Annotated in this window: 15 protein-coding genes; 8 read left to right on the forward strand and 7 right to left on the reverse strand. The window is 61.6% G+C overall.

All coding sequences use genetic code 11. The features are described from left to right. Nucleotides 1–211: 211 nt before the first annotated feature. A complete protein-coding gene (groL, locus tag BUS06_RS30410; protein ID WP_074268039.1) occupies nt 212–1,852 on the reverse strand; it encodes a chaperonin GroEL in 1,641 nt (546 codons plus the stop codon). Between the two features lie 14 nt (nt 1,853–1,866). Further along, nucleotides 1,867–2,157, reverse strand: a complete 291-nt coding sequence (locus tag BUS06_RS30415; RefSeq protein WP_074268040.1) for a co-chaperone GroES — start codon at nt 2,155–2,157, stop codon at nt 1,867–1,869. 282 nt (nt 2,158–2,439) lie between these two features. Here BUS06_RS30415 and soxC point away from each other — a divergent pair, with 282 nt between their 5' ends. The 4 genes from soxC (at nt 2,440) to BUS06_RS30435 (ending at nt 5,457) form a co-directional block, all read left to right on the forward strand. Next, the gene (gene soxC / locus BUS06_RS30420) at nt 2,440–3,741 is read left to right on the forward strand and encodes a sulfite dehydrogenase (protein ID WP_074268041.1); all 1,302 of its coding nucleotides are present in this window, start codon (nt 2,440–2,442) and stop codon (nt 3,739–3,741) included. Then, complete coding sequence (locus BUS06_RS30425; protein ID WP_074268042.1) at nt 3,734–4,273, forward strand: c-type cytochrome; 540 nt, start codon at nt 3,734–3,736, stop codon at nt 4,271–4,273. The genes soxC and BUS06_RS30425 overlap by 8 nt, the downstream gene beginning before the upstream one ends. A 148-nt stretch (nt 4,274–4,421) precedes the next feature. Then, complete coding sequence (locus BUS06_RS30430) at nt 4,422–4,670, forward strand: hypothetical protein (RefSeq protein ID WP_074268043.1); 249 nt, start codon at nt 4,422–4,424, stop codon at nt 4,668–4,670. A 31-nt stretch (nt 4,671–4,701) separates the two neighbouring features. Then, nucleotides 4,702–5,457 (forward strand): SDR family NAD(P)-dependent oxidoreductase, encoded by a 756-nt coding sequence (locus BUS06_RS30435; protein WP_074268044.1) that lies wholly within the window; start codon nt 4,702–4,704, stop codon nt 5,455–5,457. A gap of 124 nt (nt 5,458–5,581) precedes the next feature. Here BUS06_RS30435 and BUS06_RS30440 read toward each other — a convergent pair whose 3' ends face one another. After that, entirely contained in the window at nt 5,582–6,778 is a 1,197-nt protein-coding gene (locus BUS06_RS30440; protein WP_074269383.1) for a porin, read from the reverse strand. Between the two features lie 743 nt (nt 6,779–7,521). On the opposite strand from BUS06_RS30440, the gene BUS06_RS30450 reads away from it, so the two are divergent. From BUS06_RS30450 to BUS06_RS30460, 3 genes are read left to right on the forward strand one after another with little or no spacing between them, the layout of a single operon-like run. Then, the gene (locus BUS06_RS30450; RefSeq protein WP_074268046.1) at nt 7,522–8,604 is read left to right on the forward strand and encodes an ABC transporter permease; all 1,083 of its coding nucleotides are present in this window, start codon (nt 7,522–7,524) and stop codon (nt 8,602–8,604) included. Further along, the gene (locus tag BUS06_RS30455; protein ID WP_074268047.1) at nt 8,598–9,428 is read left to right on the forward strand and encodes an ABC transporter ATP-binding protein; all 831 of its coding nucleotides are present in this window, start codon (nt 8,598–8,600) and stop codon (nt 9,426–9,428) included. Before BUS06_RS30450 ends, BUS06_RS30455 begins: the two co-directional genes overlap by 7 nt. Before the next feature lie 42 nt (nt 9,429–9,470). Further along, the gene (locus tag BUS06_RS30460) at nt 9,471–10,508 is read left to right on the forward strand and encodes an ABC transporter substrate-binding protein (protein ID WP_074268048.1); all 1,038 of its coding nucleotides are present in this window, start codon (nt 9,471–9,473) and stop codon (nt 10,506–10,508) included. A gap of 80 nt (nt 10,509–10,588) precedes the next feature. Here the strand turns inward: BUS06_RS30460 and BUS06_RS30465 are convergent, their stop codons facing one another. From BUS06_RS30465 to BUS06_RS30480, 4 genes are read right to left on the reverse strand one after another with little or no spacing between them, the layout of a single operon-like run. Further along, nucleotides 10,589–11,467, reverse strand: coding sequence for an ABC transporter permease (locus tag BUS06_RS30465; protein ID WP_074268049.1), 879 nt, complete (start codon nt 11,465–11,467; stop codon nt 10,589–10,591). Next, nucleotides 11,464–12,282 (reverse strand): ABC transporter ATP-binding protein, encoded by an 819-nt coding sequence (locus BUS06_RS30470; RefSeq protein ID WP_074268050.1) that lies wholly within the window; start codon nt 12,280–12,282, stop codon nt 11,464–11,466. Before BUS06_RS30470 ends, BUS06_RS30465 begins: the two co-directional genes overlap by 4 nt. Continuing rightward, a complete protein-coding gene (locus BUS06_RS30475; protein WP_074268051.1) occupies nt 12,282–13,334 on the reverse strand; it encodes an ABC transporter substrate-binding protein in 1,053 nt (350 codons plus the stop codon). Before BUS06_RS30475 ends, BUS06_RS30470 begins: the two co-directional genes overlap by 1 nt. 59 nt (nt 13,335–13,393) lie before the next feature. Further along, entirely contained in the window at nt 13,394–14,293 is a 900-nt protein-coding gene (locus BUS06_RS30480; protein ID WP_074268052.1) for a TauD/TfdA dioxygenase family protein, read from the reverse strand. A 221-nt stretch (nt 14,294–14,514) separates the two neighbouring features. Between BUS06_RS30480 and BUS06_RS30485 the strand changes: the two genes are divergently transcribed. Beyond that, nucleotides 14,515–15,144 (forward strand): helix-turn-helix transcriptional regulator, encoded by a 630-nt coding sequence (locus BUS06_RS30485; protein WP_074268053.1) that lies wholly within the window; start codon nt 14,515–14,517, stop codon nt 15,142–15,144. The last annotated feature ends 79 nt before the right edge of the window (nt 15,145–15,223 follow it).

A 15,223-nucleotide genomic window follows, 5' to 3' on the forward strand; every position in this document is an offset into this window, starting at 1 on the left:
CTCTCCTGTGAATCCTCCGGCGCGCTCGGGCCGGGACGACAGGATGTTAATGGTCTGCTGAATATGGCCGAAACGACAAATGCTGATAAGCATTTGCGAAAAAATGCTTAAGGACGTTATTGCAGAAACACGCATGCCTGCGCGAGGCAGGCATGCGTGTTGTTAAGACCAAAGAATCAACGCGCGCGAACCGCGCGGGGCTCATCGATCGTCAGAAGTCGAAACCCGGACCGCCTGCGCCCGGCCCACCCGCCGGCGACTGCGGCGGCGCGTCCTTCGGTGCTTCAGACACGGTCGCATCGGTGGTGAGCAACAGGCCCGCAACCGATGCCGCGTTCTGCAATGCCGTGCGCGTGACCTTGGTCGGATCGAGCACACCCGATTCCACCAGATCGCCGTACTCGCCGGTTTGCGCGTTGTAGCCGAAGTTGCCGCTGCCTTGCGCGACCTTCGCCACTACCACGCTCGCTTCCTCGCCCGCGTTGGCCACGATCTGGCGTAGCGGTTCTTCAAGCGCGCGCAGCACGATCTTCACGCCGGCGTCCTGATCGGGATTGCTGCCTTTCAGATCCTTGATTGCGTTCCTGACGCGGATCAGCGCGACACCGCCGCCCGGCACAATGCCTTCTTCCACGGCCGCACGAGTCGCGTGCAACGCATCGTCCACGCGGTCCTTCTTCTCTTTGACTTCGATCTCGGTTGCGCCGCCTACCTTGATCACCGCCACGCCGCCTGCGAGCTTGGCGACGCGCTCTTGCAGCTTTTCGCGGTCGTAGTCGGAGGTGGCTTCTTCGATCTGCACGCGGATCTGCTTGACACGCGCTTCGATGTTCTTCGCGTCGCCGCCGCCGTCGATGACCGTGGTGTTCTCCTTGCCCACCTCGATGCGCTTGGCCTGGCCCAGTTCCGCCAGCGTCGCCTTTTCGAGCGTGAGACCGGTCTCCTCGGCAATCACCTGACCACCGGTCAGGATAGCGATATCTTCGAGCAAGGCCTTACGGCGATCGCCGAAGCCCGGCGCCTTGACCGCCACTGTCTTCAGAATGCCGCGGATGTTGTTAACTACCAGTGTTGCAAGTGCTTCGCCTTCGACGTCCTCAGCGATGATCAGCAGCGGACGGCCTGCCTTGGCAACCTGCTCGAGCACCGGCAGCAGATCGCGGATGTTCGAGATCTTCTTGTCGTGCAGCAGAATGAACGGGCTGTCGAGAACGGCGACCTGCTTGTCCGGATTGTTGATGAAATACGGTGACAGGTAGCCACGATCGAACTGCAGTCCTTCGACCACGTCCAGTTCGTCGGCGAGCGATTTGCCGTCTTCGACGGTGATCACGCCTTCCTTGCCGACACGGTCGATGGCTTCGGCAATACGCTGACCGATCGATTCTTCACCATTCGCCGAGATCGTTGCAACCTGAGCGATTTCCTTGCTCGTGGTAGTTGGCTTGCTGATCTTCTTCAGCTCTTCGATTGCCGCGGTCACGGCCTTGTCGATACCACGCTTCAGATCCAGCGGATTGAGGCCTGCCGCGACGTATTTCTGGCCTTCGCGGACAATCGCTTGCGCCAGCACCGTGGCGGTGGTGGTGCCGTCGCCGGCGGCGTCGCTGGTACGCGAGGCGACCTCCTTCACCAGTTGCGCGCCGATATTCTGCAACTTGTCGGCCAGCTCGATTTCCTTGGCCACGGACACACCGTCCTTGGTCACAACCGGCGAACCGAAACTACGTTCGAGCACGACGTTGCGGCCTTTCGGGCCGAGCGTGACTTTCACTGCATTGGCGAGAATGTTGACGCCTTCGACCAGTTTCGAACGCGCGCTATCGCTAAAGACGATTTCTTTGGCTGCCATCTTGTGATGCTCCCTTATTGGTGGACTACGGCGACGATGTCTTCTTCGCGCAGCACGAGCAGATCCGTGCCGTCGACCTTGACCTGTTGGCCCGCGTATTTACCGAACAGCACGCGCTCGCCGACTTTCAGGTCCGGCTCGATACGCTTGCCGTCGTTATCGCGCTTGCCGGGGCCGACGGCGAGCACTTCGCCTTGATCGGGTTTTTCCGCGGCGCTCTCGGGAATGACGATGCCCGAAGCGGTTTTCGTTTCCTGATCGAGGCGTTTGACGATCACGCGGTCATGCAAAGGACGTAGGCTCATTTAGACATTCCTGCTGTGGAGATTTGGCACTCTTCGCTGGCGAGTGCTGACCGTGATCGAGTATAAGAATCGCCAACGGGGCGCTCCAATAACGAATCCTCAAATCCTTATCGGCGCATTTCTGTTTAGTTTATTTGCGAGCCTGGTAAGCCTGGTAAGCCTGGCAAGCCGAGGGCAAGGGGCGTTCCACACATTGGGTTCGATCGATATCACGATTGCTCGTTTTGTCGGCGCCGCTTCAGTTGCTACAGTGGCCAGTTGGCCCATGACGCACTGACACCGATGAAAAAGGTTCGCGACACTTCACCCCATGCAGCCGATAGGCCCACTTCGCGCGGCCGTCGCCGTTTGCTGGGCGGACTCGCCGCGAGCGGTCTGGTGGCCGCACAACGTGCCGGCGCGGCCGCGAACCCGCTGCTAAAGCCACTTGATATCGCACCATGGAGCCGCACGCCGGGCGCGCCGATACTCGAGCATCCCTATGGCGTGCCCTCAGCGCACGAAGCCGATGTGGTGCGTCGTAGCGCGAAGGCGTGGCCGTTGCCCGGGGCCGCTTCGTCGATGACGCCGCTAGCGGACCTGTTCGGCACGATCACGCCGAACGGCCTCGTCTACGAACGGCATCACAACGGTGTGCCGGATATCGATCCCGATCAGCACAGCCTCGTGATTCATGGTCTTGTACGCGAGCCGAAACTGTTCACGATGGACGACCTGGTTCGCCTGCCGTCCGAATCGCGGATCCATTTCATCGAATGTTCCGGCAATACCGGTGGCGAATGGAATGGACCGAGCGGTCAACCGGTACAACTGACACACGGTTTGCTGTCGTGCTGCGAATGGACGGGTGTGCGGCTTTCGACCCTGCTGGAAGAGGTGGGGGGCCTGTCGACGTCGAAAGATGGGCAAGGTGGACGCGGCGGCTGGGTGCTGGCGGAGGGCGCGGATGCCGCGGCAATGACGCGCAGCTTGCCGCTCGATCGCATCCTCGAGCGCGCCATGGTGGTCTATGCGCAGAACGGCGAGCGTTTGCGCCCGGAAAACGGTTATCCGCTGCGCCTGATCGTGCCGGGCTTCGAAGGCAATACGAACGTCAAATGGCTGCGCCGCCTGAAGTTCGTCGATGCGCCGCTGCAGACGCGCGAGGAAACCTCGCGATACACGAGCCTGATGGCGAATGGAACCGCGCGGCAGTTCGCATTCGAAATGGATGCGAAGTCCGTGATCACGCGGCCTTCGCCGGGGCATCGTCTGAGCACGCAAGGCTACTACCCGATCAGTGGCCTCGCCTGGTCGGGGCGCGGCGCGATTCGCAAGGTCGAGGTATCGACGGATGCGGGCGCTACGTGGCAACTCGCGCGCCTCGACGGAACCCCGGGCGATCGCGCGCTGACGCGCTTCCAACTGGACTGGTTGTGGCAAGGTGCGCCTGCAGTGATCCTGTCGCGCGCCACGGATTCGACCGGCTATGTGCAGCCTACGCGGGAAGCGCTAGTGGCGGCACGCGGGTTGAACTCGCAGTATCACTACAACGCGATTCAGCAGTGGCGTGTCGACGCGAGTGGCGAGGTGCGAAATGCTTAATGTCTTGAGACGTACGCTTGCGCCTACAGCTTTTGTCGTTGCGAGTTTGCTCGCGTCGAGCGCACACGCGGGCTACGGCGTCGGCACACCGTTATCGGACCAGGACCTCGCGGCGTGGAATATTGACATCGCGCCCGACGGCCGTGGCTTGCCCGCAGGCAGCGGCGACGTCGCCACGGGTGCGCGCGTGTTTGCGGCCCAATGTGCCGCATGCCATGGCGCGCAGGGCCAAGGGCTGCTCGGAGATGCGTTGGTGGGTGGTCGCGGTACGCTGGCGAGTGCGAAGCCGAAGCGCACGGTCGGTAGCTACTGGCCCTATGCGACCACGCTGTTCGACTATATTCGTCGTGCAATGCCCTTTACCGCGCCCGAGTCGCTTTCAGCCGATGACGTCTATGCCGTTTGCGCATTCCTGCTCAACCAGAACGGCATCGTGCCACCGGATACCCGTCTGGACGCACGGTCTTTGCCCGCTGTGAAAATGCCGAACCGCGACGGCTTCGTAGCCGATCCCCGACCGGGACGACTCTGAGCGGTGCCGAGGCGAAGCAGGCCGTTTCCCCTTATTGCCAATGCGGTTTTTGCTACGTTCTCCGAAAACCAATCCACAAAAACTTGTTTGCACTTGCTTGAGCGGGTCACTAGATTTGACTGGATGGTATTCAATCGACGGAGGTCGTATGGCCACGCATTCAGCGACGCTTTTCTGGGGCGGACTTCGCCATCCCGTGCGAAGCCTGCAAAAGCAATTGTCAAAACGCGTACCCGTGAATCTGGATCAATCCCCTGACGAGAGATCGGCGGCAGCCCGCAGCGGCCAATCGTCCGAGCGGTTGGAACGCATTGCCGCCTACGCGCGCAGCGGCTATTTTCATATGGAATACACTGCCGGCATGTTTGTCGTGCCGCTCGACATCCCGCCGGGATGATGCTCACGAACAGAACGCAAAGGAGGGCGCAATGACCGACGCTGTCGGGCAAGGCGATGCGCACAAGCGTGTCGCGTGGATTGCCGGTGTGGGAGCGAGCGCTGGACTCGGTGCGGCGCTTGCGCGCCGTTTTGCTCGCGAGGGCTTTAGCGTTGCCGTGACGGGCCGTTCGCGTGAGCGGCTCGATGCCCTCGTCGATGAAATTCGCGGTACGGGTGGTCATGCTCTGGCATTCCCCGGCGACGTCACAAGCGAGAGTGACCTGATCGCAATTGCAAGGCAACTTGCTGAGACAGGCACGCTCGAAGCGGCAATTTTCAATGCCGCTGGCGGGATACGTGTGCCGACGCTCGAATTGACTGGCGAGCAGTTTGAAGCGGCGTGGCGCGTCACGACGCTCGGCGGCTTCCTGTTCGCCCGGGCGGCGCTGCCTGCGCTGCTGGCCGCGGGCCGAGGTTCGCTGCTGTTCACGGGTGCGACCGCTTCGTTGCGCGGCCGTCCGCCATTTGCCGCATTTGCCTCTGCCAAGGCCGCTTTGCGCTCACTCGCGCAGAGTCTCGCGCGCGAGTTCGGGCCAAAGAATATTCATGTTGCGCACGTGGTGATCGATGGAGGCATCGACGGCGAGCGGTTGCGTACGTCGGCACCGCAGCGGGTTGCCGAAAGCGGTGCGGATGGTCTGCTCAATCCCGACGATATCGCCGAGGCCTATTGGCATCTCCATCAGCAGCGGCGCAGCGCATGGTCGCAGGAAATCGATCTGCGGCCGTTCAGCGAATCGTTTTAAGGGGAAGCGGGCTCTGGAATGAGCGCTTTGGTCGTCGATGCGCGCAGCGCTCGCAGTATCGAACTGTGAGCGCTGCGGTTCTTCTGACTAACCGGCCGCGAGGGAGCGGCCGGTGTTCACCCACTTAGAAGCGGTGGGTGATGCCGACGATTGCGGCGAGCTGATGGTTGTCAGCCGAGTAGGTGCTGCTGCTCAGATCGGCCACTGCCTTCTTGCCCGTCGAGTCGATACCCGAAGCGGTTTCGAAGAAGCCGATCGCGTAGAACGAAGTGCGCTTCGATACCGAGTAGATCGCGCCCAGGTTGAACTGGTTGTACTTCGCGCTGCCCACGTCGTCTGCGCCGCTGTTATGCGTGTAGATATACGCGGCTGCCAGCAGCAGAGCCGGGTTCACCTGGTACTTCAGGTTGACTTCGCCCGAGTTGAACGTTGCATTGCCCGTGTACTTCGGAGCCGAGATCTGGCCGATGGCGGTGACCGAACCCAGGTTGCCGAATTGCGTGTTCGAGTACAGCAGGCCGACGGTTGCCGGTCCGATTGCATACGAACCGCCTGCCACGATGATCTGCTGCGAACCCGCCGAAGCGTAGCCGCCGTAGATCTTGTTGTTCATGTTGTCGGTTGCGCTCGCCGAAGCCGTAGTCGTCGGCGTCGACGAATTGCCCTGGTTGCCGTAGGTCGCGTAGTACGGATCCTTCACGAACGTGTAGCCTGCGCCGAGGTGGAGCGGACCGTTCGCATACGAGACTGCCGCGTCGATCACCGAGTTCTTCGTGAAGTCGCCAGCCTGACCGCCCAGGCTGTACAGCGCGCCTGCTTGCAGACCGTTGTAGTTCGGGCTTATGTACTTGAGCGAGTTCTGGACGCGGTTCGACGTATCGACGTTGTCGACGTCGGCGGCGCGAGTGCCGTAGGCGAGGCCCGAAGCGGCCCAATCGGCGCCGGATGCGAACACAGAGGTCAGGTCGTTGCTGGCCGAGTATTGACGGCCAGCCGTCAACGTACCGAACGTGGTGCTGCTCAAGCCGACGAAGGCTTTACGGCCGAATTCCAGGCCACCTTGGGCGAGTGCGCCCGTGCCCGTGGTGTAGCCGCTTTCAAGGGTGAAGATTGCCGACAGACCGCCACCCAGGTCTTCCGTGCCCTTCAAGCCCCAGCGCGACGAGTTTGCCTGCGAGAGTGCGTATTCGTGCAAGCCTTTGACGTTGTTATTGAAAAGAATACCCGCGTCGACGATACCGTACAGGGTCACGCTGCTTTGTGCATGTGCGGCGCCGGCAAACGCGCCAAGAGCGAGTAGTGCCACCGAGGTCTTTTTCATTTTCATCTGATTTCACTTTGTGTGAGTAGGGCTATCACTCGCAAGGCGGGCGAGCCCCATTTATGTCAGCTGTTCGGTGCACGAATCGTATGGACTACGATATAAACCCCGCGCTCGAACAACCGGCTGATAGCGAGAACGGACGACAGCAATGCTGTTCCCGCGTTTTCTGCTCGGCCAGGACCTCCCCGTCTCCAATTCGGGGTACCGCTATCAGTGGCCAGTAAGAATGCCGTGAATATATCCAAAACAGAATTGTTTAGGGCTGGAAAATTTTGCTCTGTCTCGTTCTCACAACGTGCATAAGCGAGGCACCTATTACTTTGTTATGTGCATATATCGCGGCTGGACGAAACGACAGGCGTCGACACCCGATATGTTTTCAAAATGCTTTCAATGTAAGTGACGGCAAGCTTTAAACCGGTCGATTGTCACGGGATTGCCCTGGATTGATGTCACCAGCCCGTGCGTCCATTTCTCATGCTGGCCGCGCAAACGTTAAAACAGAGAGCCGCGGCGCCAACACATAAGCAAAGCGAAATTTGTTGGTTGGGGCTCGCGCGGGCCGCCGCGATACTTGGTTTCTCAGGGCCTGGAGAGCGCAGGTTATCGCGGGTTGACGTTGGCCCCTGCTTCGCATTAGCGCTCCATTTCTTCGGACAAGAACTCTTCGCCATCCAGGCGTTTTAACAGCGCAGCGTTTGCGGCTTGCTTGCGAAACCATGCGGGAGATTGAAACCATCATGTCCACCCAGCTCGAATCGGTTACGACGCGCGATGCGGTCAGCGTGAAGGCGGCTGTATCGGCGCGTACCAGGTTTTCGCGTGGCGCGGCCATTACGTGGCTCGCCGCGCTGGCGTGGTTCGGCAGCGCGGGGCTGACCCAATGTTGGGCCGCCGCCGATGATTGGCCTTACACGCGGCAATACCTCGTCATCAAGCTGGTGCTCGCGGTATTGGCTGTTGCCGTCGGCGTGGCCGGGTGGCGCAGCCGGGCGGGCGAAGACGGCAAAGCGGGCGATGCGCGTGCAGCGCAACATAACGTCAAACCGCAGGCGCGCGTCGATGCATGGGTACACGCGATGCCGTGGCTGCTCGCGTTGGCCGTGGGCATCACGGCGTGGGAAGTGCTGACCGCACAACTCGAATGGCTGCCGCGGCCTTTCTTCGCACCGCCGCAGGCGCTGATCGGTGTTTACGCGGAGGACTATCCGCGGCTCGGTTCGAGCATCGCGCATTCGTTTGGTCTGCTTGCCTATGGCTACGTGCTCGGTGCCGCGACCGGTTTTGTCGTGGGCGTCAGTATTGGCTGGTCGAAGGCGGTGGGCTACTGGGTGCATCCGGTGCTGCGTCTCATCGGCCCGCTGCCGGCGACCGCCTGGTTGCCACTGGCTTTCTTCTTCTTTCCATCGAGTTTCAGCGCCAGCGTGTTCCTGATCGCGCTCGCCACCGCGTTTCCGGTAGCTGTATTGACGTGGTCGGGCGTCGCCAGCGTCAACACGGCCTATTACGACATCGCGCGCACGCTGGGTGCGAGGCCCGGGTTTCTGATTCTCAGGGTGGCGATTCCCGCGGCGTTGCCGTCGGTTTTCGTGGGTCTTTTCATGGGACTCGGCGCATCGTTTTCAGTACTGATCGTCGCCGAGATGATGGGTGTGAAGGCCGGGCTCGGCTGGTATCTGCAGTGGGCGCAAGGCTGGGCCGCCTACGCAAACATGTATGCGGCGCTCTTCGTGATGGCGCTGATGTGCTCGGGCCTCGTCACGCTGCTGTTCCGCGTTCGCGACCGGCTGCTCGGATGGCAGAAAGGATTGCTCAAATGGTAGCCGTACCCGAAGTGCTTGCGCGATCCGACAGTGGCCGTGCGTTGCGTGGCGGCGCGCGTATCGATGTGCGTCGTGTGAGCCATCAGTTCGCGCTGCGTGGCGCGACTTTGCCGGTGCTACAGGACATCAACTTCTCTGTTGAACCCGGCGAGTTCGTTGCCTTGCTGGGACCGAGCGGTTGTGGCAAGTCGACGCTGCTGCGGCTTGTCGCCGGCCTCGATAAGCCGGTGCAAGGCACGCTGCACGCGGATGGCACCGAGATCACCGGGCCCGATCCGTCGCGGGTCGTGGTCTTCCAGGATCCCACGCTGTACCCGTGGCGCACGGTGCGCGGCAATGTCGGTGTGGGCCCCGAGGCGCAGCGCCGCCGGCGCGGCTGGCGACGCAACGCGCTTCACGACCAGACGCAGGACCGCATCGATGCCGTACTGCAACTCGTCGGTCTTGGCGAATTCGCCGATGCGTTTCCGCATCAACTCTCAGGCGGCATGGCGCAGCGTGTGGCGCTGGCGCGCGCGCTCGTCAACGATCCTGCGTTGCTGGTGCTCGACGAACCGTTTGGCAAGCTCGATTCGCTGACGCGCATCCGCATGCAGGGTGAACTGGCGCGCCTGTGGCAGGGCGCAGGTTTCTCGGTCCTGCTCGTGACCCACGACGTCGAAGAGGCATTGCTGCTTGCCGACCGGGTCATCGTGCTGAGCGAGCGGCCGGCACGCATCCTCGCGGAAGTTCGCAACGACGCGCCGTATCCGCGGCATCGCGACGATCCGAAGCTGGTTGCGCTGCGCCGCGAAGTGCTTGCACAACTGGGTCTGGAAACCTGAGCACGTATCCGTACCATATTGACCACACGACGAAAAACCAAAATGACATTCAGCAACGACACTTCTCCCGTGAGCCTCGCGCGCCGCGCGTGGCTTCGCAAGACCGCCTGGGCAGCCGGGGCGGCCGCGTTTGGCGGCACTTCGCTGGGTCTGGCCGTGCCGCTCGCCTCGGCGCAAACGCCGCTCAAGCCACTGAATCTTTCGTGGAATGCAGGGGCGATCTGCACGGCGCCAGTCGCGGTTGCGGACAAGCAGGGTTTTTTCACCCGTCATGGCCTGCAGGTGGAACTGGTTAACTTCGCCGGTTCGACCGATCAACTCCTCGAGGCGATTGCGACGGGCAAGTCCGACGCGGGCGTCGGCATGGCGCTGCGCTGGCTGAAGCCCCTGGAGCAGGGCTTCGACGTGAAGCTGACTGCAGGCATACACGGCGGCTGCATGCGGCTTCTGGCGACGCGCAGTTCGGGCATCGTCGATGTGGCCGGGCTGAAAGGGCGCATTGTCGGCGTGAGCGACATGGCAAGCCCGACCAAGAACTTCTTTGCGATCGTGCTGAAGAAGCAGGGCATCGATCCCGACACGGAGGTCACGTGGCGGCAGTATCCGGCCAACCTGCTGGGCGAAGCGCTGAAGAAAGGCGAGGTCCACGCAATCGCGGACGGCGATCCGACCATCTGGAACATTCGCGAGTCGGATCACCTGTATGAAGTGTCGAACAACCTGTGCGGCGAGTATCAGACGCGCTCGTGCTGCGTGCTCGGCGTACGCGGTTCGCTGATCCGCAAAGACCGGGCGACCGCCCAGGCGTTGACACAGGCGTTGCTGGAAGCAACCGAATGGACTGCTAACAATCCGGAGAAGGCGGCGGAGATATTCTCGGTGCACGCGCCATCCGCGGACGTCAACCAGTTGACCGCGATGCTGAAGAGTCACACCGATCATCATCACCCCACGGGGGATGTGTTCAGGAAAGAAATTGCGCTTTACGCCGACGATCTGAAAGCCGTCAATGTGCTCAACAGCGGCACCGATTCGAATCGTCTCGCTTCGCGGGTGTTTTCGGACGTGTTGACGACGTAGAACGGGCGCTTGTTGCGACGTCTTGCCTGCCTGCTGCGATGGCTCGGGGCAGGCAAGAGGAGCAGGCGCCGGGCCGGCCCTCAGTGTTGTATGCCCCAGCGGCGCACGGTAATGCGCTCGAGCGTATCGAACACCAGATGCTCGATCAGGAGGCCGATCACAATGACGGCCGCGAGGCCCGCGAAGACCCGGTCCGTATACAGCTCATTGCGGTTCTCGAAGATGTACCAGCCGAGGCCGCCACTACCGGAACTGGTGCCGAACACCAGTTCAGCGGCGATCAGTGTGCGCCACGCGAAGGCCCAGCCTACCCGCAACCCGGCGAGTATCGACGGCAACGCCGCCGGCACCAGAATCGACACGACGTGGCGCAAGCCCGTGAGACCGTAGTTGCGGCCCGTCATGCGCAGTGTCGCGGGCACTGCCTGAAAGCCTGAATATGTGTTCAGTGCAAGCGGCCACAACACGGCGTGAACCAGCACGAACAGCAGGCTTCCCGTGCCAAGGCCAAACCACAGCAACGCAAGCGGCAACAGCGCGATCGACGGCAGCGGATTGAACATCGCGGTCAGCATGGTGAGCAGGTCACGGCCGATGCGGGTCGAAACGGCCAGCGAAGTCAGCACGAACGCGCATGCGACGCCAAGCAGATAGCCGCGCAGCAGCACCGACATCGACACGGCAGCCTTCTGCAGCAACTCGCCGGACCAGATGCCCTGCACGAATGCGCTAAGCGTGGCGCTGAACGTCGGCAGCAACAGATCGTTGTTGACCGCGCGAGCCGCGAATTCCCAAATGACCACGAGGACCAGCGCGATCAGCGTCTTGCGCAGCCATGTCTGCGCGAAAATGCGTTTGCCGATTGGCAAGGACGCTTCGACCGCGATATCGCCGAGCGGCTCCAATGGACGTTCGTATTCCTCGCGAACGGGGGGCAGCAAAGTAGGGGGCGTGCTCATTGCGCGGAGTCCGTCTGTTCGAACAGCAGATGATGGATGCGCTCGGCCGTACGCTGAAAATCGCTGCGACCGGTACTGTCCTGCGTATATTGATGACTATTGAGCTCGGCGCGCACGCGGCCCGGATGCGGGGACAGCAACAGAATCCGGTTGCCGACAATCAACGCTTCCTCGATCGAATGGGTCACGAACAGCAACGTGAAATTGACCTCTTCCCAAAGACGCAGCAGCTCCTCCTGCATCTTGCGGCGCGTCAAGGCGTCGAGCGCGGCGAACGGCTCATCCATCAGCAGAACGCGCGGCTGCATCGCCAGCGCCCGTGCGATCGCGACGCGTTGTTTCATGCCGCCCGACAAGGTATGGGGATACGCCTTTGCAAACGACGCAAGCCCCACCTTGTCGAGGTAGTGCAGTGCCCTTTCATTGGCTTCGGCACGCGAGAGTTTCCTGGCCACGCGCAACGGAAACACAACGTTTTGCAGCACGGTCTTCCACGGCGGCAACTGGTCGAACTCCTGAAACACCACGATACGGTCGGGGCCCGGCCCGTGCACGGGTTGTCCGTCAAGCGAGATACTGCCGGAGGTGGGTTGGATGAACCCCGCGACGGCCTTGAGCAGCGTCGACTTACCGCAGCCCGAGGGACCGAGCAGCACGAAACGATCCCCGCCGTAGACGTCGAAACTGACCTGATGGGTCGCGCGAACGATCCGTTCGCGCGTGCGGTATTCGAGGCTTACGCGGTCCACCGCCAGAAGTTTTTCACTGGTTTGCGGACGCGTGATGACCGGCGCGGTATCGGCAATCGTATCCATCAGCTTCCCGCCGCCGTCGCTGGGTCGTCGAAGAAGTAGTCTTTCCACGACTTCGGTTCGTTTTTGATCGCGCCAACCCGGTACATGAACTGCGCCAGTCCGAAGGTATTCTGCGGGGCGACCTTGAACTGCACCTGCGGATTCTTGATGATCTTCAACAACAGGTTGCGGTCGATTTTCGACTGGTTCACGCGGATATAGATGTCGGCTGCGGCATCCGGATTGGCGGAAACGAAGCGTGCCGCGTCGGCAAGCGCATCGACGAAGGCCCGATACGTTTTCGGGTTCGAGTCGCGGAATTTTTCAGTCGCATACAGAACCGTGGCCGAGCTCGGTCCACCGAGCACGTCGTACGAATTCAGCACGATGTGCGCCTTGGGATTGCCGGCGAGTTCCTGATCCTGAAACGGCGGATTGCCAAAATGCCCGGTAATTTCCGTGCCGCCAGCGATAATCGCAGCAGCCGCATCGGGATGCGGAATTGCCTGGGTGTACTTGTCAAGCCGGTTGTAATCCTTGTCGCCCCACTGTTTTGCGGCGGCGAACTGCAGTACCCGCGATTGAACCGACACGTTGACCGCCGGTACGGCGATGCGGTCCTTGTCGGTGAAATCGGCAATCGTTTTCACGTTCGGGTTGTTGGACACGAGGTAGTAGGGCAGATTGCCGAGCGAGGCGACACCCTTGACGTTTTGCTTGCCATGCGTGCGGTCCCAGATCGTCAGCAGGGGGCCGACGCCGGCTCCGGCGATATCCACCGCGCCGGAGAGCAGCGCGTCGTTGACCGCTGCGCCACCTGAGAGCCTGAGCCAGTCCACCTTGATGTCGATGCCCTGCTTGTGCCCTTCCTTTTCGATGAACTGCTGGTCGCGCGCCACGTTGAGCAGCAGATAAACCACGCCAAACTGCTCGGCGACGCGAATCTGCCCTTCGGCATGCGCTAGCGCCGGAGCGGCGAGGCTGGCGGCGCCGATCGAGATCGTGAGCATGCTCGCTGCAAAACGGCGAGCGAAAGACGGCCCGACGGCCGTCGGGCGAAAAATGGACTGCATTGAAACTCCAGTCAGCGTGTGGGCGTGCGCAAGCGGGCGCAGACGGACGAACAGGGCCGTCAGAACGGCACGTCGCCTTCGATGGTTGTGCGGTACATCTTGCGGCGCAGATGGTCGGGTGTGCCAGCGGCGAGATGCATCAGCGAGCGGTTGTCCCAGAACACCATGTCGTGTTCCGCCCACTTGTGCGTGTACAGGTGCTCGGGGCGCACGCTATGCGCGAACAGTTCTTCGAGCAGTTGCTGGCTTTCGTCTTCAGGCAGCCCAATGATGCGGGTGGTGAAATGCTCGCTGATGAAAAGCGCCTTGCGGCCCGTCTCCGGATGCGTGCGGACCACCGGATGCACGACCGGTTTGACCTGGGCAATCTGCTCGGCGGACAGATTCGGCCGCCACGGACTCCGCTTTTGCAATTCCGCGTACTTCGCCAAATACGTGTGCTCCGCCGAGCGTCCTTCTACGGCAGTGCGCAGATGAGCGGGTAACGTGTCCCACGCCAGGTGCATGTTGGCGAACAGCGTATCGCCGCCTTCGGACGGCAGTTCCTGAGCATGCAACATCGAGCCGAGGCTCGGTGTTTCCTTGTACGACAGGTCGGAGTGCCAGAAATGGCCGGCGTCGCCCAGGCCGATCGGTTTGCCGTCTTCGACGATGTTCGAGACGATCAGCACTTCCGGATGCCCTGAGAGCTGAAACTGGTGCAGCACGTGGATCTGCAGCGGACCGAAGCGGCGGCTGAAGGCAATCTGCTCCTCAGGCGTGATGCGCTGGTCGCGAAACACCAGTACGTGGTGGTCGAGGTGCGCGCGATGAATGCGCGCAAAATCTTCGGCAGCCAGCGGCTGGCTCAGATCGAGCCCGAGGACTTCGGCGCCCACAGGGCCGTCGAAGGCCCGAATTTCAATGGCCTGGGGAACGGCGTGGTGCGCGGACACAGCGCGGTCGGTAGCAATCGTCACACTAAACTCTTTGGTCGGTCGCAGCGGAGGCGCCGGTGGTGGCGCGATGCCCCCAATTTACCGGCCTGTACAGCCAAGAGCAACGAAGCAAATGCGATACGTTTATCTGCTGGAGTGATAAACCCGACGCTGTACCGGACGCGGCGGGCATCGAGCTTAAATTGACGAAATGTCCAATAATAGATAATCTGTCTTTTATCGATGTCCCGTGAGCCGTCCCTATGACGAAACAGACCCCTGAGCAGCGCGCACTGCTCGAGCAGGTCGGCCAGATCGCAGCAGGATTGGCTGAGACTTTTGCGCCGTTTTGCGAAGTGGTCGTGCACGATCTGCTCGACCCCAAACATGCCGTTCTGGCGATCCACAACAATCTGTCCGGCCGGGAGGTCGGCCACCCGGCAACCGAACTCGGACTGGCGCGCATCGCCGACCCGGAATATCCCCAGGTCATTGCGAACTATGCCAATCAGTTTGCGGATGGCCGTGCGGCAAAAAGCACCTCGATCGGCATCAAGGATTCATCCGGCCAATACGTTGCCGCGTTGTGCATGAATATCGACCTGACGCTGTTCCGCGGCTTGCAGAGCGCCGTCGGTCAATTTGTCCGGGTCGATGCGGGCTCGGCCATGAAAGAATCGCTGGACCCGGCGGGGGCGGACCTGATCCGCGCGCGCATCGACCAGTTTGCGGCCAGACTCGCCACCACGCCGCGCGCTCTCAAGACGGAAGACCGCCGTACGCTCCTGCGTGAACTTAAGGACTCCGGTGTAATGGAGATCCGCAGGGCGATGGAAGTGACGGCGCAGTATCTGGGTGTCTCACGAGCGACGGTGTACAGCGATGCGAAGTGATGCACGCCGCCGGGGTGTTTTCGGAGCCGGGGCCGGCGCCTGGGTCGGCGACAGGCCGGATCGCCACATCATTAACGTC

Origin of the sequence: Paraburkholderia phenazinium, assembly GCF_900141745.1 — a bacterium.
Lineage (GTDB): Bacteria > Pseudomonadota > Gammaproteobacteria > Burkholderiales > Burkholderiaceae > Paraburkholderia > Paraburkholderia phenazinium_B.

Excerpts from the sequence above, each read along its gene's own strand:
- groL (WP_074268039.1), bottom strand. The coding sequence starts at position 1,852 with ATGGCAGCCAAAGAAATCGTCTTTAGCGATAGCGCGCGTTCGAAACTG.
- BUS06_RS30415 (WP_074268040.1), bottom strand. The coding sequence starts at position 2,157 with ATGAGCCTACGTCCTTTGCATGACCGCGTGATCGTCAAACGCCTCGAT.
- soxC (WP_074268041.1), top strand. The coding sequence starts at position 2,440 with ATGAAAAAGGTTCGCGACACTTCACCCCATGCAGCCGATAGGCCCACT.
- BUS06_RS30425 (WP_074268042.1), top strand. The coding sequence starts at position 3,734 with ATGCTTAATGTCTTGAGACGTACGCTTGCGCCTACAGCTTTTGTCGTT.
- BUS06_RS30430 (WP_074268043.1), top strand. The coding sequence starts at position 4,422 with ATGGCCACGCATTCAGCGACGCTTTTCTGGGGCGGACTTCGCCATCCC.
- BUS06_RS30435 (WP_074268044.1), top strand. The coding sequence starts at position 4,702 with ATGACCGACGCTGTCGGGCAAGGCGATGCGCACAAGCGTGTCGCGTGG.
- BUS06_RS30440 (WP_074269383.1), bottom strand. The coding sequence starts at position 6,778 with ATGAAAAAGACCTCGGTGGCACTACTCGCTCTTGGCGCGTTTGCCGGC.
- BUS06_RS30450 (WP_074268046.1), top strand. The coding sequence starts at position 7,522 with ATGTCCACCCAGCTCGAATCGGTTACGACGCGCGATGCGGTCAGCGTG.
- BUS06_RS30455 (WP_074268047.1), top strand. The coding sequence starts at position 8,598 with ATGGTAGCCGTACCCGAAGTGCTTGCGCGATCCGACAGTGGCCGTGCG.
- BUS06_RS30460 (WP_074268048.1), top strand. The coding sequence starts at position 9,471 with ATGACATTCAGCAACGACACTTCTCCCGTGAGCCTCGCGCGCCGCGCG.
- BUS06_RS30465 (WP_074268049.1), bottom strand. The coding sequence starts at position 11,467 with ATGAGCACGCCCCCTACTTTGCTGCCCCCCGTTCGCGAGGAATACGAA.
- BUS06_RS30470 (WP_074268050.1), bottom strand. The coding sequence starts at position 12,282 with ATGGATACGATTGCCGATACCGCGCCGGTCATCACGCGTCCGCAAACC.
- BUS06_RS30475 (WP_074268051.1), bottom strand. The coding sequence starts at position 13,334 with ATGCAGTCCATTTTTCGCCCGACGGCCGTCGGGCCGTCTTTCGCTCGC.
- BUS06_RS30485 (WP_074268053.1), top strand. The coding sequence starts at position 14,515 with ATGACGAAACAGACCCCTGAGCAGCGCGCACTGCTCGAGCAGGTCGGC.